Origin of the sequence: Confluentibacter lentus (assembly GCF_002806995.1) — a bacterium.
GTDB lineage: Bacteria > Bacteroidota > Bacteroidia > Flavobacteriales > Flavobacteriaceae > Confluentibacter > Confluentibacter lentus.
The window spans coordinates 168,186-191,221 of the sequence record NZ_NIHE01000005.1; the positions used below are offsets into that span (position 1 = coordinate 168,186).

Genomic DNA, 23,036 nt, shown 5'->3' on the forward strand with positions numbered 1-23,036 from the left:
TAAGTGGTTATTGGCAATACTCAAATATGTTTCTTATTAAAAATGTTTTTTACACTGGAATAATTAATAAAATACTGCAATCTTAAAGAAAAGGTATGTTGTATGGGTTGATCAAAAAGGGTGTCTAAACTTTTGCTATATGAATCATTAGCATTATTATCATAGTTGAACAACTGATTTCTATACAATGCCGTTAAAAAACTTCCGGGAGCAAATTGCCAAGAATAACTAAAATCTAAATTCCAAGTATTAAAATTGGCATTTGGATTATTTTGCAAATCACTTAATTCATAACCAGAATTAGCGTTCAGCCTTCCATTATCTTCAAGTGTAAAAAAATCATCCTTATAATCTACCGTTGACCAATAATTCCTAAAAGTTAGAGATAAGCTATTAAAGGAATTAAATGTGTAACTTCCCGAAAGTGAGTTTACTATGGTTTTTCTATCACGTTCTCCAAAAATAATATCGTCACCAACTTTTGTTGCATAACCTCTATCGTTAAATTCTTTATTATAATTAAATGAATATCTAACTAAAAGTTTGTCATTAAATCTAATTCGGGGTTCAATCCCAAACCAATATTCATTACTGTCTCTAGTATCTTCAAAATAGGTGAGACCGCCAAAATTAACATCAAAAGCAAATATCTTATTATAGTTAGATGAAAACCATATCCCTGAATTTACTCGATTTTCATAAATAAAAAATCTACCTGCTGTTCTTGGTTCGAAATAATCATATTGTTTGCCTGGTTGGATATTAATATTGATACCATAGTTATGAAGCGTTTTAGTTTGTGCATTGTAATTTAATCCTAAACTACTTCCTGTATAAACACCAGGGTCTGCCAATCTATTATAATTATAGTACCCACCAATGTAATAATTGTTTAACTTTTTAGTAGGTTCAAAAATTCTATAGGAAACGTCTACACCCATATTATTATAATTGTTCCTGTAAATTAGGCCTAAATCATTGATGTCATATTTTGTATCGGCATAGCTATGATCGAAACCATATCGAAATTTACCATGTGATTTTCTGGCAGAAAAATAGGTGCTGTAACCTGTTTTAGCACCGTCAAGAGCATTAATATTGCTCATTTTTGTTTCACCCTGCAAATTGTAGGTGTTTCTTTTATTTGATATATTAAAAAGAAGTCCTGTAACATTGGCATCTCTAAAGTTGCCATTTCGAGTAACATTAGTGTTTATAAGGCTTACGGATGAATTTTTATTGAATTGCTGGTCTACAACCAAAATATTATAGTTGGAAATGGGCTCGACAACTTCTTTTCTTATCTCATCGGTTTCCGTGTTTTTTATAGTGGCATACGTTTTTTCGGTAATGGCGTTAAAAATACCGATACCAAGCCCGTTTTTTGTCCTGCCAGATACTTTTACGGCATTTAAAACTTTTACGGTATTTGGATATTTTTCAATAGTTTCATTTTCATTTAATTCAACAGTACCAGTCGGACCATTGCCTACACGTCTTGAGAAAAATAAATTACCCTTGCTGAATAAATCCACACCTTCAGTAAAGAATTGGCGCTGCTCTGAAAATGTTTGCTCAAAGGGGCCTAAATTTAATTCTAAATTATCGAAACCAGCTTGGCTGAAATCAGGTACTAGAGTGGCATCAAGCGTAAAGTTTTCGGTAATCCCATATTTCACATCCAGGCCAAAATTTAAATCTGTGTCGGTAACCCCATCATAAGAATTAACCAATCCTGAAGTAAAAGGGTAAAAACTAAGCCTAATAGGGGATTCAATATTTTCGATTCCTTTAAGTTCGCCATGGTATAAACCAATGTTTCCTTTTGTAATATCAATCGGATTCCATGTGTATTGCGTTCTATTTCTTCTAAAATGCCTGTGAAACTGAAGTCCCCATGTTTGAACATTTTCATTTGAAAATCTGAGTGCATCATAAGGTATTTTCACTTCTACAATCCAGCCATCTTCTACCAAAGAAACCTTACTTTCCCATACGGCATTCCATCCAAAATCTTCACCTATACTCGGATTTGCAATGGCGTCGGCTTGTGTTCCCGAGGGAAAAATAAAAAACTCTGTATCATTTTGGGCATCATTATTTGGGTTGATAACAATACCTAAAAAATCTGTTTGTCCAAAATTATCTCTTGTAGTGAGCTGATTCATTATTTTGGTAGGGTCGTCATGCAAATAAGCACCAAAATAAATGGCATTATCATCATAAGTAACTTTAACAATGGTTTTAATGCCCATGGAGTCTTTAATGCCCATTTCTGGTCTAAACTGAGTAAAGTCCTTTGCTTCTTCTAGATTTTGCCATACATTATCGTTTAGAATACCATCAATTAAAGGTGGATTATTGGTTTTTGAAATAGTTAATGATTTTTTTTCAGTTTCTTGAGCCAGTACTGATGAGATACTAAAAAGGGCAAGAAGAAACATTGAATTGATTAGTTTCATTTGTTTTTTTGATTGATAGTTTTTATTGTTTTATTTAAAACAATAAAAAATTGTTTGTTAATGATAATCTTACAAAATTAAGAGAGCATTAAAAAGTTATTCTTAATCAAAAGTTAAATTATAAAGGGAGTGTAAGTTTTTATGGTCTTGAGCAACTAAAATTTTCTTAACTTTAAGTGCTATGAAATCGCCAACAGCAATTTTTTTTGTAAAAACTACCCATAATACTAAGGCGATATCATATGACCTTTTAAAAAAAATAAATACCTACATATGAATAATAATTTACAAATTGCCACATTCGCTGGGGGGTGCTTTTGGTGTACAGAAGCCGTTTTTTTACGATTACAAGGTGTTGAAAAAGTAATTTCAGGATATACGGGTGGGCATATAAAAAATCCGGCATATCGGGAAATTTGTACTGGTCGTACTGGACATGCCGAAGCTATTCAAATTTTTTATGATGAGAATATCATCAGTTATCAAGAACTTTTAGAAATATTCTTTGCCACACACGACCCAACGACATTAAATAGGCAAGGGAATGATGTTGGTACACAATACCGATCATCCATATTTTATAATGATGACATTCAAAAACAAGTGGCTGAAAGTTTCATAGAGTATCTTGAAAAAGAACATATTTTCGATAGTCCCATAGTTACCGAAGTCGTACCCTCAGAAGTATTTTATAATGCAGAAGACTACCATCAAAATTATTACAATCAAAACAGTGAGCAGGCCTATTGTCAGTTTGTTATAAATCCCAAATTGAAAAAGCTAAAAGCGGTGTATTCAAATAAATTAAAGACCATTTAAATCATGCCATATAAAAAATTTGAAGAGTACAATATCCAGGTAACTGATGATGTTAGGGAGAGGTATAAAAACATTATTAAGGATTTGGGTGAGGATACAGAAAGGGATGGTTTGTTAAAAACCCCAGAACGTGCCGCCAAAGCCATGCAGTTTTTAACACAAGGCTATCATCAAGATCCTGTAAAGGTGCTTAAAAGTGCCATGTTTAAAGAGTCTTATAACGAAATGGTTATTGTAAAAGACATTGAGTTGTATTCACTTTGTGAACATCATATCTTGCCTTTTTTTGGTAAAGCACATATTGCATACATTCCAAATGGTTATATCGTAGGTCTCAGCAAACTGCCAAGAATTGTTGATATTTTTGCAAGACGCTTGCAGGTTCAAGAACGTTTAACTGAACAGATTTTAGATTGTATCAATGATACTTTAAAACCACAGGGAGTCGCTGTTGTTATTGAAGCATCCCACATGTGTATGATGATGCGTGGCGTTCAAAAACAGAATTCCATAACAACCACATCGGGGTTTAGAGGGCAGTTTGAAAAGATTGAAACCCGAAATGAATTTTTGAAGTTAATTGGTAAGTAGATTTCGGTATATTTATTGTATTCATTGTTGCTTACAACACATTTATTGCATAAATAATTATGAATGACTCTATGAGTAAAAACAAAAAGCTCTTACTGGGGCTATTATTTGACGGTTGTGGTTACATCTCGTATGTATTTCCACCGTTTGATTTTGTTTGGGCACCGTTATCGGCGTATTTAATGACCAAACTTTATAAAGGTACCTCGGGTAAAGTTGCTGCTGCCATATCTTTTATTGAAGAAGCTATTCCTTTTATAGATTTTATTCCCTCATTTACTTTGATGTGGATTTACACCTACGTGTTTAATAAAAGTGAAGATAAAAAGAAGGTTATAGAAGTAAAACAATAAAAAAATCCCTTTCAAACCAATGAAAGGGATTTTGTTTTATAATTGGTATGTAATACCAATATTTATATTTCTTCCCATATTAAAAATACCGTCTGGTTTCAGTCTAGACAAATGATTTATATAATTTACATTCGTTAAGTTAGTACCAGATAATGTAATTGTGGCTTCGTTTTTAAATAAAGAAAAAGTACCACCCAATCCAGTACTTAATAAATTAAAGCCATCAGAAGTAGTTTCGAAAACATCTACATTATTTTGGGCAAATGTTGTTTTTAATTTTATAAAAGCATAACCCTTTTTTAACCATGGTCTTTCAAATTCTACCCTAAGAATATTTGATATGGAATTGGCAGGGATTAATGGTAAATAGGTGTCATTTTTTTGTTTCCCGGTAACGGTTTCAAAACTAGACTCTATATGCAGCCAATCTAAAGGATGGGGGTGAATATGTAGCCCAATTTCACCACCATACAATCGGGCATCATCTTGCAAATAAACAAAAACAGGATCGCCATCAATAAAAGTTCCATCTGGAGACAAGAAAATGTAGTTATTGACCTTATTATAAAAACCGTTCACAAAAAACTCAACATGATCATTTTTAAACTCAAGATTCACATCGCTTTGAAAATTTTGTTCATTTTTTAAGTCAATATTACCAATTTCATATCTGTTTGTACCTTCATGAGTGCCATCGGATGTTAGTTCAGCCAAATTAGGTGCTCTGAAGCCAGTTGATAAATTTATCCTAGCGGTTATGTTTTTTGTAATATTGGACTTAATACCCGCAGCACCATTAAAGCTGTTAAAGTTTTTTTGTATGCCTGATTGAATATTAATATGTCTATTATCATAGCGAACACCCAATTGCAAATCTGATTTTTCAAAATGAATGTGGGAAACACCCAGTATCCCAAAGTCATTGGTGGTAGCATTAGGAATTAGTTCTTCTTCACCATAGTTGGTGTTTATTTGGTTCATACCTTGAACGCCTAGAATGGTTTCAAATTTGCCTAATGTTGGTAGATGATATTTCACATCATAATTGGTTGTTTTTAATTTCATGTGAAGTGCAGCTTCTAAAACTTCGTTTTCATGCTCATCTTCAGCATGATCTTCATCTTCATGTTCTTCTTCGTCTTCATGATGGTGGTGATCTTCAAACTCTTTTCTATCATTATATATATACCCTAAATTGATGTCTAATCTAGAATTTTTGAGATATATGGTTGATTTTGAACTGAACACATGATTGGTAATATCTTGAAAAGGCAACAAAGGAGTTCTTAAGGTAGATTGTTCCCCAATGTCTTCTGGAATGCCTAATTTAGAATGGTTTACATTATACCTAAATTCCGTTTTAAACCCATGGTCCTGATAGCCAATACCAGCTTTAAAATCTTGTTCTCTAAAGCGTGTGTTGGTAACTCTATAATCTTTGGTTTTATAATCGGAATGCTCGGTCAGACTTCCTCTAAATAAAAATTTAAAATGATCTTCAGATGATTTATAGCCAGCATTGGTATTATACCCTTTTGTATTGCTAAAATAGTTTCCGCCAAAATCGCCTTCCGACGAATTTGTTGATGCAAATCTTTCAGGATTTAAATATAGCACGCCTCCTAATGCATCGCTACCATATAATAGAGACGCAGGACCTTTAATAACTTCAATACTTTCAATGCCGTTATCGCTTATGCCTAAACCATGTTCGGCACCAAATTGTTGATTTTCTAAACGGACACCCTGGGTGTAAACCAAAACCCTATTGGAGCTTAATCCTCTTATAACGGGCTTTCCAATACTTAATCCTGTGGTAACACTTTCTACACCAGCTATATTGGTAATACCGTCAGCTAAGTTTACGGCTCCATTTGCTCTTAAGTTTTTTACACTTTCTTGTTCCACTTTCATGACATTTTCACTTTGAAGTTTATGAAAGGGTGTAGATATTATAATATCTTCCATTTCAATGGCAGAAGGTATCAAGCGTATGGTATAATCGTTTGAGTTTGGAATGATGATGTTTATAGATTGTGTTTCATAACCTATAATAGAGACTTGCATGGTGTGCTTTCCTGAGGGTATATTATCTATTTGAAATAGACCATTTTCATTAGAGGTTGTTCCTTTTTCAAGGTCGGTAATATAGATGTTAACAAACGCTAAACTTTGATTTGTATTGGCGTCTGTAACCGAACCTTTTATAGAATTTTGAGAATATAAATTTGTAATTGCTAGCAATAGCAATGCATTTAAAAATAATCGCATAGTTATTTATCTTTAATTTAATAATAATTTTTGATGCCGAATAGTATTGGCTTATTTTCTAATTATTAAGTTAAAGAAGGAGGACCGCGAAGCGCAATTTGTAAGCGTTGGTACTTACTAAGAAATTGATATTGGGATATTATGCCTAAAGTTGGCTCTTTAGGTACGAATAAGTTAAAGTCAAAATATGTATATGTGTAAGGATTGTTTAATTTGAACTTATAAAAATCGCAATCTGTATTTAATTCGTGTAAATGTGTCGATTTTTCACCTTGACAAATATCATGTTTATGGTTTACAAAAATATGATTGAATTTAACAACTGTAGGAACAAGTAAAACCATTGCTAGAGCAAAAGCAAAAATTTTAAATGTGATATGTTGTTTTAATATCTGCATTAATCTAAAAAGCGTTTAAGGCCAAATCTGCTAAGCATCTTTTTTTCAAAATTCCAAAAGAATTTATGCTGACCAAAAAGCCAACCGAAAAATACCAATAAAAATTGATACATAATAAAAAGAATAAATATTCTGATTGTCCAATACAAAACAGTATTAAACGTATCTGGAGTGATGTTTAAAAAACCTAAGATGGGTTTCCCTATATAGGAAGCCGTAGAGCCTGTAATAGCAAAAACAATAAAAATGATGGCTATTTGAAAATTAGATTCTATGCCCCAACGTTCTTTTAACTTATTCACAAATGCAATTTAATTGCAAAAATAAGGAAAGGATTTAAATTCTTGGCGTAAAAGGACCTAATCTTTGGTTATAAGTTAGCTGGAAGTAAATAAAATAATTATATAGCTTATAATTAACTTCATAACCGTAGTCTATGCCGTAATAGTAATCAATTTGCATTTGGTATAGATTACCGTTGAACTGAGTAGGATTTGTAGCTCTTCTATTCCATTCATTCACATAAATGATGTTCCTATTTTCCAAGAATGTTTGAGAATAAAATCCTTCTGGTCTTGCATTGCCTACCAACCAAGCATTAAAACCAGGTTCAATAATAATGATTTGATATTCTAAGGAATCGTTCTCAATTTTAACGGTGTCACTTAATTTCGCATTTGCTAATTTTTCGTTCGTTTTTGAAGCTATGGGCTTCGTGGTGTTACAACCAATTATAAAGCCGCAAACCAGTAATATGTATATTATTGTTTTCATAACTATAATTTTAAATGATTAATAACCCAAAATTATCATCTTATGTATTGTTCTGAAAATCATAATGAGTTAACAATGGTTTTCATTGAGTGACATTCTAAAACCAAATACTTAAAATTACAAAAATCATTTCTTAAATACTTGTTTATGAATGGTTTTTAATAAAAAACACCAAACATGTTAATGTTTGGTGTTTTGAATATGTGTGAACGTATTATTTATTTTCTTCCAAAAAGGCCTCCTAAAAGACCACCAAGTCCACCTTTTTTCTGATTGCTGTTTCCCAGAACCATGCCTGCAACATCATCAATAACACTGCCATCGCCATCGGCATCTAAAATGGACTCTAAAAAGCTTTGTTCGTTTTTATTGGAATTACCACCAAGCATGTCGCCAAGTAAACTTTCTAAACCGCTAGGGTTATTTACGTTTTGTTTTTTAGCTTGATTACCTAAAACACCCAATAAGATGGGGGCTGCTACTTTTAAAATTTGAGCAACGGAATTAGCATCGATTCCAGATTTTTGGCTTATTGCCATTTGTACGTTTTGTTGTTTGCCACCTAAAACATGGCCCAATATTTTACTGCCATCTTCCATAACATCGTTGCCAACGCCACCACTAAACAAACCGCCTAGGTTATCTAAAATACTGCCATCGTGTTTGCTGTTTAAGGCACTCATAAGTCCTTCTGCACCTTGAGGTGTGGCAGCATTACGTTTCATGGCAGCCATTAAAACGGGTAATGCCATAGTTAAAATGTCTTGTGTTTTGCTTTGTGGTTGGTTGGTTTCGTTTGAAACGCCACTAACGATTGTTTTTCCTAAATCGCTGTTTAGTAAATCTAATATTCCAGACATGATTTTATTTTTTAAATACAGATTTGAATATACAAAAAAAACTTCTAACATGGCAGCCAGAAGTTTTAATTAAAAATTATATTGATTTGGTTATTAACCTAGTATGCCAATAATTTGAGCGGCTAATTCTGTTCCAATTCTGTCTTGTGCTTCTTCAGTAGCTGCACCTATATGAGGTGTTAGCGATAGGCCAGAATTCATTAATAACGTAATTTCTGGCTTTGGTTCTTTTTCAAAAACATCTAAAGCTGCGCCTGCAACTTTTCCGTTCATGATAGCTTCAACTAAGGCAACTTCATCAATAACACCGCCACGAGCAGCATTAGCAATGTACACGCCATCTTTCATCATGTTGAATTCATTTTTACTAATAACATAACCATCTTGAGCTGGCACATGTAAAGTAATGAAGTCAGACTGTTTTATAACCTCTTCTTTAGAAATGGTTTTAATATCAAAATTCACTTTTTGTCCGTCGAAAAAGTCTAATTCTAAAGTCGCTTTTTCAATAAAAGGATCGAAGGCAACCACTTTCATGCCAGCACCTAAACCTACTTTTGCAGTGGCTTGACCAATACGTCCGAAACCTATAACACCCAAGGTTTTTCCTTTTAATTCAACGCCTTTAGCGTATGCTTTTTTCAACTTACCAAAGCTAACGTCGCCCTCTAAAGGCATATCTCTATTGGATTGATGTAAAAAACGTGCTAAACCATAGAAATGTCCAAATACCAATTCCGCAACAGAATGCGACGATGATGCTGGGGTATTAATGACATGAATACCTTTTGAAATGGCATAATCCACATCAATATTGTCCATACCTACACCGCCACGACCGATTATTTTGATGCCTGGGCAGGTGTCTATTAAATCTTTTCTAACTGTAGTTGCACTACGTACCAATAGGACATCAATGCCTTTTTCGTTAATATAATTTGCTAATTGTTCTTGTGCTACAGTTGTGGTAATCACTTCATAACCACCTTTTTCTAAAGCATCTTTACCGCTTTGTGAAATACCGTCGTTTGCTAATACTTTCATTTTTTTAGTTAAAAGTTAAAAGTTAAAAGTTAAAAGTTTCAAGAACGATTATACTTTTACTTCTGATTAATTTTATTTTTTGTCATTGCGAGGAAGTATGACGTAGCAATCTTTTTAAACAGATTCCTTCACTTCGTTCGGAATAACGATTCTGTTTTAAGCTTTACTTTCCAATTCACTCATTACTTCAACAAGTGCTTTGATACTTTCAATAGGTAGTGCATTGTACATGGATGCTCTATAGCCGCCAACACTTCTATGTCCGTTTAAGCCGCTAATACCAGCTTCTTTAAGCATAGTTTCAAAGGTTTCTTTTAAGTTTTCGTTTTCTAAGGTGAATGTTGCATTCATGAAAGAACGATCTTCTTTGGCAGCAAATCCTTTGAATAACGGATTCAAATCAATTTCAGAATACATCAATCTAGCTTTTTTCTCGTTCAAATCCTCAATTGCTTTTAAACCACCTATACTTTTTAACCATTCTAAAGTCAACATACATGTGTACACCGCAAAAACGGGAGGCGTATTGTACATACTGCCATTCTCTATATGGATTTTATAATCCATAATGGATGGAATATTTCGAGATACTTTGCCAAGAATGTCTTCTTTTACAACAACCAATGTCGCACCAGCAGGGCCCATATTTTTTTGCGCGCCAGCATAGATTAAATCAAATTTAGAGAAATCCAACTGACGTGAAAAAATATCGCTACTCATATCACAAACCATTGGGATTGGTGAGTTTGGGAACGATTTTATCTGGGTTCCAAAAATGGTATTGTTTGATGTGCAATGGAAATAATCGTAATCTTCAGGAATGTCATATCCCTTAGGTACATAATTAAAGTTGGCTTCTTTAGAAGAGGCAACCTCATAAATATCATCTAATTTTTTAGCTTCTTTAATGGCTTTAGTACTCCAAGTTCCTGTGTTTAAATAACCAGCTCTTTTTTCTAAAAGATTCATGGCAACCATTAAAAACTGCGTACTAGCTCCACCTTGCAAAAACAATGCTTTATAACCTTTGCCTTCAAGGCCCATTAATTCCAATGCCAAGGACCGCGCTTTTTCCATAACATCAATAAAAGCTTTGCTTCTATGTGATATTTCTAATATGGATAAACCTTCGTTGTTAAAATCAAGAACAGCCTCTGAAGACTTGATGATTACTTCTTGTGGTAAAATACTTGGACCTGCACTAAAGTTATGTTTTTTCATTAGTATGTGTAAATTTTTAAAGATGCAAAGTTGCTAATTAATTGTATATTTTGTGGTATAAATTCAATAATTTTTTTGTTAAATCGATAATAAAAATTCAATGGAATTTACGTTATCCGCATAATCCCAAAGTTCGGGTTTTTGAGTCTTGCCAAACGGAATTTCGTTTTCCATAAATCCGTTTGAAACAATACATTGTATATGATCTTTTTTTGAATTTAAAGTTTCTTTTAAAACATCTAATGAATCATAATACTGATAAAAAACAGTAGCAATGGGTGATGAAAAGCTTTCATCTTCTTTAATCATTAAAAAGCCATTTTCAAGCATATCGAACTCACTCATTAAATACACCGCTTTGTTGTAATCGTAATTATTGGCATATTTTGCTTTGTCAATAATAGGGTGCCAATGGTAAACGGATTCAAAGAAAGCATTGAAATTATATCCCCTTGGAACAAACAATTTGGAGACATTTCTGCAACCAAGACCGTAATATCTAAAAATATCATCCGATAGTTTTTTTAGTTCTTCAGGAGTTTCCGTTCCAAACAAAACAGCAACAGAGTTTCGGTTATTTCTAATGATGGATGGTTTGCCCTTAAAATAATATTCAAAATATCGTGCGGTATTGTTACTTCCTGTAGCAATAACAGCATCAAAATGTTCCAGTTTTTCTTCGGTAAAGGTTATCAATCCTTTAAAATAGGGCTCAACATATTCCAAATATTTAGCTAAAAAGGGAAGTAGATATTTGTCGTTGGATGATTGTTTTACAACCACTTGATGTCCCGTAATTAATACGGATAAAAAATCATGAAATCCAACCAGTGGAATATTCCCTGCCATAATAATAGCGATCTTTTTTTGCTGGATGCTTTCAATATGGTATGGTTTTAACCAAACATGTAAGTTGTTTTCGGTCAGTAAATTGCTCCAACCCTCCAATGCAAATAGTATGTTTTCTTTTGTGAACCAGCCATTATGTTCTTCGGCTAATTTTATTTGGTGTTTAAAGCCATCAAAAAACAAATCGTTATGTTCCACATTATTTTTTATATGGATAGATTCGTTAGAAAATTGACTTAAAAAATCTCCTAATTTTACAAAAGCGTTAATTCTTTGCTGTAAATTCATCCTAAGTTTGGTTATGAATGGTTTTGGCGTTATTTTTGCCATGCAAAGTTAGAAAAATGTAACGAACGACCTTTTTTAAACTTACTTTTATATTAAGTTTATCAAGGAATAATTAAAAAAGAAAAGCTATGGCAATTATTATAACAGACGAATGTATAAACTGTGGTGCTTGCGAACCCGAGTGCCCAAATACCGCTATATATGAAGGCGCAGACGATTGGCGTTATAAAGACGGTACCAGTTTAAAAGGTAAAGTGGTATTAACCAACGGCAAGGAAGTTGATGCCGAAGATGCCCAAGAACCTATAAGTGATGAGATTTACTATATTGTACCAGATAAATGCACGGAGTGTAAAGGATTTCATGATGAGCCTCAATGTGCAGCGGTATGCCCTGTAGATTGTTGTGTTCCTGATGAGAACCATGTGGAAACCGAGGAAGAATTGTTGGCAAAACAACGCTTCATGCACCCTGAAGAATAATTAATAATGAATGATTAATAATAAATCCTGAGCGAAAGCTTGGGATTTTTTGTTTATGGTATTGTAGTAAGGTGTTTCATGGTTTAATATAGAAAGCAATTTATTTGTTGATTATTTTATTACGGAGTTTGAGAACATTCTACGTAAAGTTTATATAATTATATTTGAAATAACTAAACTAAACTTAAAAATGAAATTAAAAAGAACCCTTGTTTTCTTGCTATTGCCTCTATTTTGCTTAGGGCAATCGGTAAAAAACTACACCAAGCAATCCAATAAAATTATTGTTGCTTTAGATGATGGAACAATGCACATCAGTCCATTATCTGATGGTACCGTTAGGATTCAATACGGAAAAGATTTCAAAAATATAAACCATGAAGAATTGGTTTTTACTTCTAAAATAGAAGTGCCTAAATTTAATGTTTCTGAAACAGATTCTCAAATAGAAGTCAGCACTTCTAAAATGAAAGTGGTCATAGATAAAAAAACGGGAGCATTGAGTTATAAAGACAGTACAGGTAAAGTCTTTTTAACTGAAAAACCTGATAGTCGAGTGTTTACAGCCAGTGCCGTTCAAGGCCAGCCAACTTATATTGTGGAGCAGGCTTTTGAGTCTCCCAAAGATGAATATATATATGGTACAGGTCAGTTTCAAGATGGGTATTTAAATATCCGTACGTTGCCAAGACGCTTAACACAGGTTAATACACAAATTTCCATTCCGTTCATTATGTCTAGCAAAGGATATGGTTTACTTTGGCATAATTACGGATTGACGGATTTTAATCCGGCAGATAATGTCATAGAATTAAAGCCAGCAGGAACAGATGGGGAAGCCATTTCAGTAGATGTCACAACCACAGAAGGTACCAGACGCGAAAGACGGCAGGATGGGCTTTTTACTGGAACATTCACGGTTAAAGAATCAGGTAAGTATGCGCTTTTGCTGGACGTTGGTCAAAAAATGGCGAGACGATGGCAAGTAGCCATTGATGGCAAAGATATCATTGATTTTAGAAATTTTTGGTTGCCGCCAACAACTAGTGAGTTTGTTGAATTGGAGGCTGGAGAGCATAAAATTTTAGTAACAGGAGAGCGTAATGATAAACCTGTTGTATATTACAAAAAAGTGGAAGATGAAACCGTATTTCGCTCTCCAGTTGCCAACGTATTGGATTATGTTGTGTTTGCTGGTAATGCCGATGCTGTGATTTCCAGTTACCGTAATTTAACTGGTCAGGCACCATTGATGCCCATTTGGTCTTTGGGCTACATCCATTGCCGCGAGCGTTTTAATACCCAAGACGAGTTATTGGAAAATGCACGGGAGTTTAGGGAGCGTAAACTACCTATAGATATGATTGTTCAAGATTGGCAATATTGGGGTAAATACGGATGGAATGCCATGAAGTTTGATGAAAACAATTATCCCGATCCAGCCAAAATGGTTCAGGAATTGCACGACATGGATATGCGTTTGATGGTCTCTGTATGGTCTAAAATAGATCCCGTGTCAGAACTTGGAAAAGAATTCACTGAAAAAGGGTTCTATATTCCAGAAACGCAATGGGTTGATTTTTTCGATCAAAAGGCAGCCGATTTTTACTGGCAAAATTTTAGTAATAAACTTTTAAAGCTCGGCATTGATGGTTGGTGGCAAGATGCTACGGAACCAGAAAATGATGACCTTCAAGGGAGAATGGTTAATAACGGTACCATGCCTGGTGAAGTGGTGCGCAATGTGTACCCCATGTACGTTACAAAAACCATATATGATGGCGTGCGTAAAGATGCGCCAGATGAACGCGTTTTCATTCTTACCAGAAGTGGATTCTCGGGGCAACAGCGTTATTCTACAGCGGTTTGGAGTGGTGATGTTGGCCATGATTGGGAAACTTTAAAAAGACAGATTACTGGCGGATTGAACATGTCCATAACAGGTATGCCATGGTGGACGTTTGATGCGGGTGGTTTCTTTCGTCCCGGAGGCGGGCAATATGAAAGTGCCGAATATCAAGAACGTTTTTTAAGATGGTTTCAATTTGCAACATTTGCGCCTTTACAAAGGGTTCATGGTTACCAAACCAATACCGAGTTTTGGCGCTATGGTGAAAAAATGGAAAAAGAAGCCTTGAATTATCTAAACTTACGTTACCGTTTAATGCCATATATATATTCACAAGCAGCAGATATTACCTTTAATAACGGCACCATCATGCGTCCGTTGGTGATGGATTTTCCCAATGATGTTATGGCTTTAGAGCAAAACTACGAGTATATGTTTGGCTCTTCTTTTTTGGTAGCTCCGGTGACTGATGAAGGTGTTACAGAGTTAGAGGTGTATTTGCCTAAAGGCGCTAAGTGGATTGATTTTTGGACTGGCAAACAGTTTGATGGCGGACAAACGGTTAAAGCAGATGTTATTTCTAAAATACCACTTTTTGTAAAGGCTGGTGCTATGGTGCCTATGGACGATTTTATGCAAAGCACAGAGGATAAACCATCAGGTGTTACCGAAATAAGAGTATATGAAGGAGCAGATGGCACATTTACCTTATACGAAGATGAAGGCACAAATTATAATTATGAAAGCGGTGCTTTTTCTAACATTTCATTTAATTGGAATGACGAAAAGCAAACACTTACCATTGGTAAAACTGAAGGAACATTTGAAGGCATGCTTAAAAATAGAATCTTTAATATTGTTTTTGTGAAAGAAAACAATGGGATAGGCATTGACAAAGCTACGCCAGCTAAAACAATAACTTATAATGGAAAAAAAGTAGTAGTTAGAAAATAAAAGCTTAAAACCACATTTGCATACCACGACCTAATATTTTAATCCCAAGAGTAAGCTTGGGATTTTTATTTTATAAGCTGTATTGAAAATCAAACTGTTAAAAAAAATCAAAAAAAACAGCTATTAATTAATAAGTGTAAAAAAAACACTATTTTGGTGTGTTGTTTAAGTTTTACACCTCTATTTATAGTTTTAGAGTTATGGTTCTTAGGCAACAAAATATCAAACTCAACTAAACTTAATTAATCATGCCACACAAAAAAATTTGGCTTCAACTAGCCATAGTTATGTCCTTTGGGATTTTGTTAAGCTCCTGTAAAAGCAAGACCTCTGAACCCGTAGATGACACTCCTAAACGAATGGAAATCCTTTTTTTAGGTCATAAGAACAATGCCAATCACGATTCTCAAAAATTAGCGAGTATTCTTTTGAAAGAATACTTTAGAAGCGGTATCAATATTTCTTTTACCGATAATCCAGACGATTTAAACAAAGAAAATCTAGATCAATATGCTGGGTTAATTGTGTATGCCAACCATGATACCATCACGCCTTCGCAAGAAAAAGCGCTTTTAGACTATGTTAAAGGAGGTAAAGGCTTGATAGCCTTACACTCGGCGTCTTTTTGCTTTAGAAATTCCGATGAGGTTGTAGAAATGATTGGTGGTCAGTTTAAAAGTCATAAGTTCGATACCATTCAGAATATGATTTTAAAACCCAATCACGAGGTCATGAAAGGTATTACCGCTTTTAAAACCTTTGATGAAACTTATGTCCATGATAAAATCTCTCCAAATATTGAAGTATTGGCAGAGCGTGTGGAAGGCGATCATCATGAGCCATATACTTGGGTAAGACCTTATGGCGAAGGACGTGTTTTTTATACGGCTTATGGGCATGATATAAGGACATTTACTAACCAAGGTTTTTTAGATTTAGTAAAGAATGGTTTAATGTGGGCAGTTGGAGAGAAGGCTAAAGCAAATCTTGAAAAAGTATATATAGCCGAAGCCCAATATGTTGATGGTATGGTGCCAAATTATGAAAAGAGAGATCCGGCACCAAGGGTTCAAGCACCAATGACTCCAGAAGAATCCATGTCGTTAATGCAAGTGCCAGTCGGATTTGAATTAAAACTATTCGCATCAGAACCGATGATTTTCAACCCCATGTATATGAACTGGGACGAAAAAGGCAGGCTGTGGGTTATTGAAACAGTCGATTACCCCAATGAAGTGAAAGAAGATGATTTAGGTGATGATAGAATCAAAATATTAGAAGATACTGATGGCGATGGCAAAGCAGATAAAGTCACCACATTTGCTGAAAAATTAAACATTCCAACCAGTTTTGTATTTTCCAATGGTGGTATTATTGTGAGTCAGTCACCGTCATTCCTATTCCTAAAAGATACCAATGGCGACGATGTTGCCGATGTTCGGGAAGATATTTTACCAGGATGGGGAAAAACCGATACGCATGCACAATCTTCGAACTTACGCTATGGTTTGGATAATGATATCTGGGGCATGGTAGGCTATTCCCGATTTAATGGTGTAGCAACACAAGGAGGTACAGATTCCTTATCATTTGGCAATGCCATGTATAAATTTGATCCAAACACCAGAGATATAGAACATTTGGGGAATGCATCGAATAATACTTGGGGACTCGGATTCTCAGAAGAATTTGATGTATTTATTTCCACAGCAAATAATACTCATTCCGCATTTTTCGGATTACCGAAACGCTATTTCGAAAAAGCTGGTCTGGATGAAAATGGCATCCTTAAATTAGACTCTCATTACGATATGCGTTATGCCATTAAAAACCTGCGTCAAGTAGATGTTATGGAAGGTTTTACGGCAGCAGCAGGGCACAGTTTATATACCGCAAGGGAATTTCCTAAATCGTATTGGAATAGTGTGGCGTTTGTTACCGAACCAACGGGTAGATTGGTGCACAAAGTGAATTTAAAACAGGAAGGTGCTGGTTTTATTGAAGATGGTGATGGTTGGAATTTATTAACTAGTGGCGATGAATGGGCCAGCCCAATTCAAGCTGAAGTAGGCCCCGATGGTGCCGTATGGATAGCTGATTGGTATAACTTCATCATCCAACACAACCCAACGCCTTCAGCTGGTTCTGCAGGTGTGGATGCTTATAATGGTTATGGAAACGCTTATGTAAATCCGCTAAGGGACCGTTCTCGAGGCCGTATTTACAGAGTCATTTATAAAGGACACGATAAAAAAAGCACACTATCATTAAGTAAGGATGATAAGGCAGGTCTTATCAAAGCCCTTTCTAATAATAATATGCTTTGGAGAACCCATGCACAACGCTTATTAGTTGAGAATAAAGATAATTCTGTATTTCCTGAATTGTATAAAATAATACAAAACGAATCGCTTGATGAAATCGGCATCAACGCGCCAGCAATCCATGCCTTATGGACGCTACATGGTTTGGGAGCCTTTGATGTTCCTAATAATGAGGCCGTAAAAGTAGCCATGAAAGCTTTATCACATCCTTCTGCAGGTGTGAGAAGAGCCGCTATACAAGTATTACCAAAAACAGCACAATCTTTTGATGCTATGGAAAAAGCTGGACTTTTTAATGATACCGATTTTAGGGTACGATTAGCTGCTGTTTTAGCAACGACCGAAATGCCTGAATCGGATGGCATCGGGCGTGCGCTTGTAAATATGGCAGAGAAACAAGAAAACTTTGCCGATATGTGGTTGAAATATGCGTTAACGATTTCAAGTAAGTTAAATGAACGCGGCTTTAGGGCAGAATTCATAAAAAGAGGCTTGAACGTAAATCCGTCTTTAATGGAAGCATCGCTAGCTCAAAAATTAGCGTTTGGTTCTCGTTTAAATGTGGTTCCATTGCGTAGAATGTTTAGACAAGCTGTGCCATTGACCCCAGAAGTTGGTAATAATGAATGGATTGTTTCGGGCGATGTGGAATTAAGACAAAGAAGCGATGAACCAGCAGGATATGCAGGTGTTATTATGGTTCAAGGGAATCGTAGGGATGGTTACGGACTTTATTTTATGGATAATAATTTACATTTTGTGGTTAACCAAAATGGAAAAGCTTATAAGGTAGTCACTACAGAACCATTGCCAAATACCTTCTCTTTTACAGCGGGCTTACAGGATGATGGTACGATGAAACTGACGGTAAACGGCAAGGAAGCAGGTTCTGTTAAAACAGCTGGTTTGTTCAAGAAGAATCTTGATTTAGGACTTAGAGTCGGTTTTGAAAGAAGCCTTGGTGCTGATAAAATTGCTAATTATCCGGATAACTATTTCTCAAGATCCACTGTTTTTGAAAACGGAAAACTTGAAATACTTAACAAATCGGGTGTCACCGAAGTCGTTGGAAAAGTGGATCAAGTGATTACTTTGAATACGCTAAAAGATGTCATGAAGTATGATAAGGAATTAATAACCGCTAAGGCAGGGACAACCATACAGATTGTTCTTAAAAATCCAGATTTCATGCAGCATAATCTATTACTTCTTAAACCGGGGACTATGAATGTTGTTGGTGCGGCGGCAGATAAATTGGCGAGTGACCCTAACGGACAGAAAATGAATTACGTGCCAGCCATGCCAGAAGTATTGGCTTCAACGCCATTAATCAATACGGGCGGTAGTTATACCATAACCATCAAACTGCCGAATGTAAAAGGAGATTACCCCTATATATGCACCTTCCCAGGACACTGGCGTATTATGAAAGGTATTTTAAGAGTAAACTAAAACTAACTAAGATTACTAACCAAATTAATTTATTTTATGGATAATCAAACGAATTCAGCGCCCGATAGATTGTTGTTCCTAACATGCTTTATAGCAATTGTAACAACAGCTTTCGGATTTATTCTTCGGGCATTGGTATTGCCAGAATGGGGTGTGCAATTCAATCTGACCCAAACACAGTTGGGGGAAATCTCTGGTGTTGGTCTGTGGCCATTCGCCATCAGTATCGTACTTTTCAGTCTGGTGGTTGATAAAATAGGCTATAAAACCTCTTTGGGTTTTGCCTTTATTTGTCACGTCACTTCGGTTGCCTTAACGGTGACTGCAGACGGTTATAGCACACTCTATCTTGCCACATTTATTGGAGCTATAGGAAATGGTATTGTTGAAGCTGTGGCAAATCCCGTGGTAGCCACCATGTTCTCAAAAGAAAAAACAAAATGGTTGAATATGCTACATGCTGGTTGGCCAGGTGGTTTGGTACTTGGAGGTATCATAGCCTTATTAATGGGAACCGATGTAAAATGGGAATACAAAATAGCCTTAACCTTAATACCAACTTTGGTGTATGGTATCATGATGTTACGTAGAAAGTTCCCTTTAAACGAGCGTGTACAGGCTGGGGTCTCCTACAAGGAAATGCTTCAAGAAGTCGGTGCTGTGGGTGCATTGGTTATTGTTGCTATTGTGGTATTTCAATTAGGTGAGGTATTTGCATGGACCATTTGGTTAAACGTGGCCATCATTATGTTAATAACCATATTATTTGGATTATATACCAAGAGTTTCGGACAGCCCTTATTTGTCATTCTTTTGGTGATTATGATACCACTTGCCGTGACGGAGTTGGGTACGGATAGTTGGATTACGGATTTAATGACGCCAGCCATGACCCAAATCGGACTTCAAGCGGGATGGATATTGGTTTATACTTCTGCCATTATGTTTGTATTGCGATTGTTTGCAGGTTCCATCATCCATAAAGTATCACCATTGGGGCTATTGGCTATTTGTTCGGTAGTCGCAGGAATCGGATTGTTTTTCATGTCCTATGCCGTAGGTGTCATGATATTGGTAGCCGCAACCATTTATGGATTTGGTAAAGCCTTTTTCTGGCCTACCATGCTGGGTGTGGTAGCAGAACGCTTCCCGAAAGGTGGTGCGTTGACCTTAAATATCATTGGTGGTTTGGGTATGATAGCAGCAGGCGTTATTGGTGCTGGTATCATAGGGTTTGTTCAAGACAGTTCCATTGAAAAGGGCATTAAAGCGTATGATTCTAAACAGAATACCGAGTTAAGTCAGAGCTACATTACCGAAGAAAAAACCAGTGTTTTTGGAGATTACAGAGCCTTAGACCAAATAAAGTTTGCAGAAGCTTCAGAAACAGAAGTGGCGACCATCACAGAGATTCAGCATCAATCTAAAAAAGAAGCTTTACGCTACATTGTTATATTTCCTGTTTTGATGTTTATAAGTTATATGGCACTCATCTTCTATTTCAGAAGTAAAGGCGGTTATGCCGCAGTAGCATTAACCAAGCAAAACGAATAAAAAGAAAAGAAATTAATGGCATTGCATATAAAATATGGCGTGAGTACCTGGTTGTGGGCCTCACCGTTTTCAACGGAAACCACTCAGGAACTGTTTCCAAAGATCGCCCAATTGGGGTTTGATGTGGTGGAAATAGCTGTGGAAGACCCAACGCTCATCGACGTCAAAAAAGTAAAATCTGCTTTAACCGATTATGGTTTAGAAACCGCTATTTGTGGGGCTTTTGGCAACTCAAGGGATTTAACCAACGAATCTAAACAAGTCCAACAAAACGGATTGTCATACATAGAATCCTGTTTAGATATCTGTGCCGAATTGGGCGTGTCCTTTTTTGCAGGGCCTATGTATTCGGCAGTGGGGAAGGCACGTATGTTAAAACTCGACCAACGTAAAGCAGAATGGGATTTAGCCGTGCACAACCTGCAAAAGGTTTGTGATATGGCAGGTGCTAGAGGACTCAACATTGCCTTGGAGCCCCTAAACAGATTTGAATCAGATTTAGTAAATACCACAGCCGACGTCATGCGCATGGTAAAAGATATCAACCATCCTTCAGCCAATGTGATACTGGATAGTTTCCACATGAGTATCGAAGAACGCGATGTAGAACAAGCGATTAAATCGGTTGGCGATAAACTCATTCATTTACAGGTTTCCGAGAATTATAGGGGTGCACCGGGTAGCGGACAAACCCCTTGGGATGCCTACAAAAGAGGGTTGGAAGCCATTGGGTATAAGGGCATTGTTTCTATTGAAAGCTTTACCACCCAGAATGTGGAATTAGCAGGAGCCGTTTGTTTTTGGACACCTAAAGCCGATACGCAAGATGATTTTGCAAAAGATGGTTTGAAGTTTCTAAAATCATGGGCGGAATAATAGTGAATAGTTAAAAGTTAAAAGTGAATATGTCAATTTAGTAATCAAATGTCACTTCGAGTGATTTTCGAAGTATGAGAAAATTGTATCGAGAAGCTAATTTAACTTAACTAAAGTTCTCGATACAATTCGCTTAAGGCGAATCACTCGAACTGACAAGCTAACTAAAAACACAACATAATTAAGCATATATTAAAACTAATAGATTAAAAGTTATGAGTAAAAAAATAAACGTAGCCATTGTAGGTCTAGGATTTGGAGCGGAATTTATTCCCATCTATCAAAAACACCCCAATGCGGTTATGTACGCCATTTGTCAGCGTAACGAGGATAAACTTAAAGAGATTGGAGATGAATTCGGCATAGACGTGCGTTACACCGATTATGATGAATTGTTAAAAGACCCAAATATACACGCCGTACATATCAATACGCCCATTCCCAATCATGGTGAGCAATCCATAAAAGCCCTAAAGGCAGGGAAGCATGTGGCTTGTACAGTGCCTATGGCAACAACCGTTGAAGAATGTAAACAAATCGTAGACTTAGTAAAGTCCACCGGATTAACCTATATGATGATGGAAACTGTGGTATATGCCCGTGAGTTTCTGTTTATGAAGGAACTGTATGATAAAGGCGAATTAGGTAAAATACAATACCTAAAAGCGAGTCACCAACAAGACATGGATGGTTGGCCGAATTACTGGCCAGGATTACCACCCATGCATTATGCCACTCATTGCGTAGGGCCTGTATTGGCATTAACAAGATCGGAAGCAGAATATGTATCTTGCTTTGGTTCGGGAACCATTAGAGAAGAACTCATTCCAAAATACAACTCCCCATTTGCGGTTGAAAGTACCCATATCAAGTTTAAAGATTCTGATATCAGTGCGCATGTGTACCGCTCATTGTTTGATGTGGCACGTCAGTACCGAGAAAGTTTTGAAGTGTATGGTTCCAAAAAATCGGTGGAATGGCCGCTTATAGAAGGACATCCTTTGGTGGTGCATACCGCTAAAAAGCCAGAACCAGAGATTCCACAAGAAGTAGAGTCGCCAGATTACGCCAAGTATTTACCTGAAGAAATCCAACGATTCACCACCAAAGGCGTGTATGACACGGACGATAACACACACCTGTCCTTCACACAAGGTGCAGGACATGGTGGTTCGCACCCACATTTGGTGCATGAGTTTGTAAATGCGTTGGTGAAAGGCACAGAACCTTACCCAAATGCCAAACAATCTGCCAACATCACCTGCGTTGGTATTTTAGCGCATGAGTCGGCGTTGCAAGGCGGTAAACAAATGTATTTACCAGACTTTACCCTAAGCGGTAAATAAGGTCACTTAAATAATTTGAATTAGTTAAAAATCCTGAGTGTATCACTCGGGATTTTTTATTTGTCATTGCGAGGCACGAAGCAATCTCATGATGTATAACTAAAAACAAAAAAATGACTTCATGCCTTGTTCGAGGATGGGTTTGGTGTATTTTTTAGAAATGGGAGCTTGCCCGAACCTAACTAAAATGAGTGTGAAATAAAAGCTATTAATCAATTGAGAAACAATGATAAACTGATGAAATAGTGTTTGGATATATTGTAAGAAAA

General features: G+C 36.0%; 18 protein-coding genes. 9 read left to right on the forward strand and 9 right to left on the reverse strand.

The features are described 5' to 3' along the window. Window positions 1–20: 20 nt before the first annotated feature. Window positions 21–2,462, reverse strand: coding sequence for a DUF5916 domain-containing protein (locus CDH50_RS10985; RefSeq protein ID WP_232732002.1), 2,442 nt, complete (start codon window positions 2,460–2,462; stop codon window positions 21–23). 273 nt (window positions 2,463–2,735) lie between these two features. Here CDH50_RS10985 and msrA point away from each other — a divergent pair, with 273 nt between their 5' ends. From msrA to CDH50_RS11000, 3 genes are all read left to right on the forward strand, one after another. Next, complete coding sequence (gene msrA / locus CDH50_RS10990) at window positions 2,736–3,281, forward strand: peptide-methionine (S)-S-oxide reductase MsrA (RefSeq protein WP_100612322.1); 546 nt, start codon at window positions 2,736–2,738, stop codon at window positions 3,279–3,281. A gap of 3 nt (window positions 3,282–3,284) precedes the next feature. After that, on the forward strand, window positions 3,285–3,872 hold the full coding sequence (folE, locus tag CDH50_RS10995) for a GTP cyclohydrolase I FolE (protein WP_100612323.1): 588 nt from the start codon (window positions 3,285–3,287) through the stop codon (window positions 3,870–3,872). Between the two features lie 71 nt (window positions 3,873–3,943). Further along, complete coding sequence (locus tag CDH50_RS11000) at window positions 3,944–4,225, forward strand: hypothetical protein (RefSeq protein ID WP_100612324.1); 282 nt, start codon at window positions 3,944–3,946, stop codon at window positions 4,223–4,225. Between the two features lie 36 nt (window positions 4,226–4,261). On the opposite strand, the gene CDH50_RS11005 is transcribed toward CDH50_RS11000, so the two are convergent. The 8 genes from CDH50_RS11005 to CDH50_RS11040 all read right to left on the reverse strand — a co-directional run bounded on the left by CDH50_RS11005 (window position 4,262) and on the right by CDH50_RS11040 (window position 11,930). After that, window positions 4,262–6,496, reverse strand: coding sequence for a TonB-dependent receptor (locus CDH50_RS11005; RefSeq protein ID WP_100612325.1), 2,235 nt, complete (start codon window positions 6,494–6,496; stop codon window positions 4,262–4,264). Window positions 6,497–6,561: 65 nt separating this feature from the next. Continuing rightward, window positions 6,562–6,894, reverse strand: a complete 333-nt coding sequence (locus tag CDH50_RS11010) for a hypothetical protein (protein WP_100612326.1) — start codon at window positions 6,892–6,894, stop codon at window positions 6,562–6,564. Beyond that, on the reverse strand, window positions 6,894–7,196 hold the full coding sequence (locus CDH50_RS11015) for a DUF6787 family protein (RefSeq protein ID WP_100612327.1): 303 nt from the start codon (window positions 7,194–7,196) through the stop codon (window positions 6,894–6,896). Before CDH50_RS11015 ends, CDH50_RS11010 begins: the two co-directional genes overlap by 1 nt. Before the next feature lie 34 nt (window positions 7,197–7,230). Further along, on the reverse strand, window positions 7,231–7,668 hold the full coding sequence (locus CDH50_RS11020) for a DUF6146 family protein (RefSeq protein ID WP_100612328.1): 438 nt from the start codon (window positions 7,666–7,668) through the stop codon (window positions 7,231–7,233). 218 nt (window positions 7,669–7,886) lie between these two features. Then, window positions 7,887–8,528 carry a DUF937 domain-containing protein gene (locus tag CDH50_RS11025; protein WP_100612397.1) on the reverse strand — a complete coding sequence of 214 codons (642 nt, stop codon included), beginning with the start codon at window positions 8,526–8,528 and terminating at the stop codon, window positions 7,887–7,889. 93 nt (window positions 8,529–8,621) lie between these two features. Then, window positions 8,622–9,572, reverse strand: a complete 951-nt coding sequence (locus tag CDH50_RS11030; protein ID WP_100612329.1) for a D-2-hydroxyacid dehydrogenase — start codon at window positions 9,570–9,572, stop codon at window positions 8,622–8,624. A 156-nt stretch (window positions 9,573–9,728) separates the two neighbouring features. After that, a complete protein-coding gene (gene serC, locus CDH50_RS11035; protein ID WP_100612330.1) occupies window positions 9,729–10,793 on the reverse strand; it encodes a 3-phosphoserine/phosphohydroxythreonine transaminase in 1,065 nt (354 codons plus the stop codon). A gap of 78 nt (window positions 10,794–10,871) precedes the next feature. Continuing rightward, window positions 10,872–11,930 (reverse strand): acyl-CoA reductase, encoded by a 1,059-nt coding sequence (locus CDH50_RS11040; protein ID WP_100612398.1) that lies wholly within the window; start codon window positions 11,928–11,930, stop codon window positions 10,872–10,874. A 128-nt stretch (window positions 11,931–12,058) separates the two neighbouring features. Between CDH50_RS11040 and CDH50_RS11045 the strand changes: the two genes are divergently transcribed. From CDH50_RS11045 to CDH50_RS11070, 6 genes are all read left to right on the forward strand, one after another. Next, window positions 12,059–12,412, forward strand: a complete 354-nt coding sequence (locus CDH50_RS11045; RefSeq protein ID WP_100612331.1) for a 4Fe-4S dicluster domain-containing protein — start codon at window positions 12,059–12,061, stop codon at window positions 12,410–12,412. Window positions 12,413–12,602: 190 nt separating this feature from the next. Beyond that, window positions 12,603–15,215, forward strand: a complete 2,613-nt coding sequence (locus CDH50_RS11050) for a glycoside hydrolase family 31 protein (protein WP_100612332.1) — start codon at window positions 12,603–12,605, stop codon at window positions 15,213–15,215. A gap of 248 nt (window positions 15,216–15,463) precedes the next feature. After that, window positions 15,464–18,991 (forward strand): PVC-type heme-binding CxxCH protein, encoded by a 3,528-nt coding sequence (locus tag CDH50_RS11055; protein WP_198513486.1) that lies wholly within the window; start codon window positions 15,464–15,466, stop codon window positions 18,989–18,991. Window positions 18,992–19,027: 36 nt separating this feature from the next. Further along, window positions 19,028–20,545, forward strand: coding sequence for an MFS transporter (locus tag CDH50_RS11060; protein ID WP_100612333.1), 1,518 nt, complete (start codon window positions 19,028–19,030; stop codon window positions 20,543–20,545). Between the two features lie 15 nt (window positions 20,546–20,560). Beyond that, complete coding sequence (locus tag CDH50_RS11065) at window positions 20,561–21,421, forward strand: sugar phosphate isomerase/epimerase family protein (protein WP_100612334.1); 861 nt, start codon at window positions 20,561–20,563, stop codon at window positions 21,419–21,421. Between the two features lie 215 nt (window positions 21,422–21,636). Continuing rightward, window positions 21,637–22,767 (forward strand): Gfo/Idh/MocA family protein, encoded by a 1,131-nt coding sequence (locus CDH50_RS11070; RefSeq protein WP_100612335.1) that lies wholly within the window; start codon window positions 21,637–21,639, stop codon window positions 22,765–22,767. Window positions 22,768–23,036 lie beyond the last annotated feature (269 nt).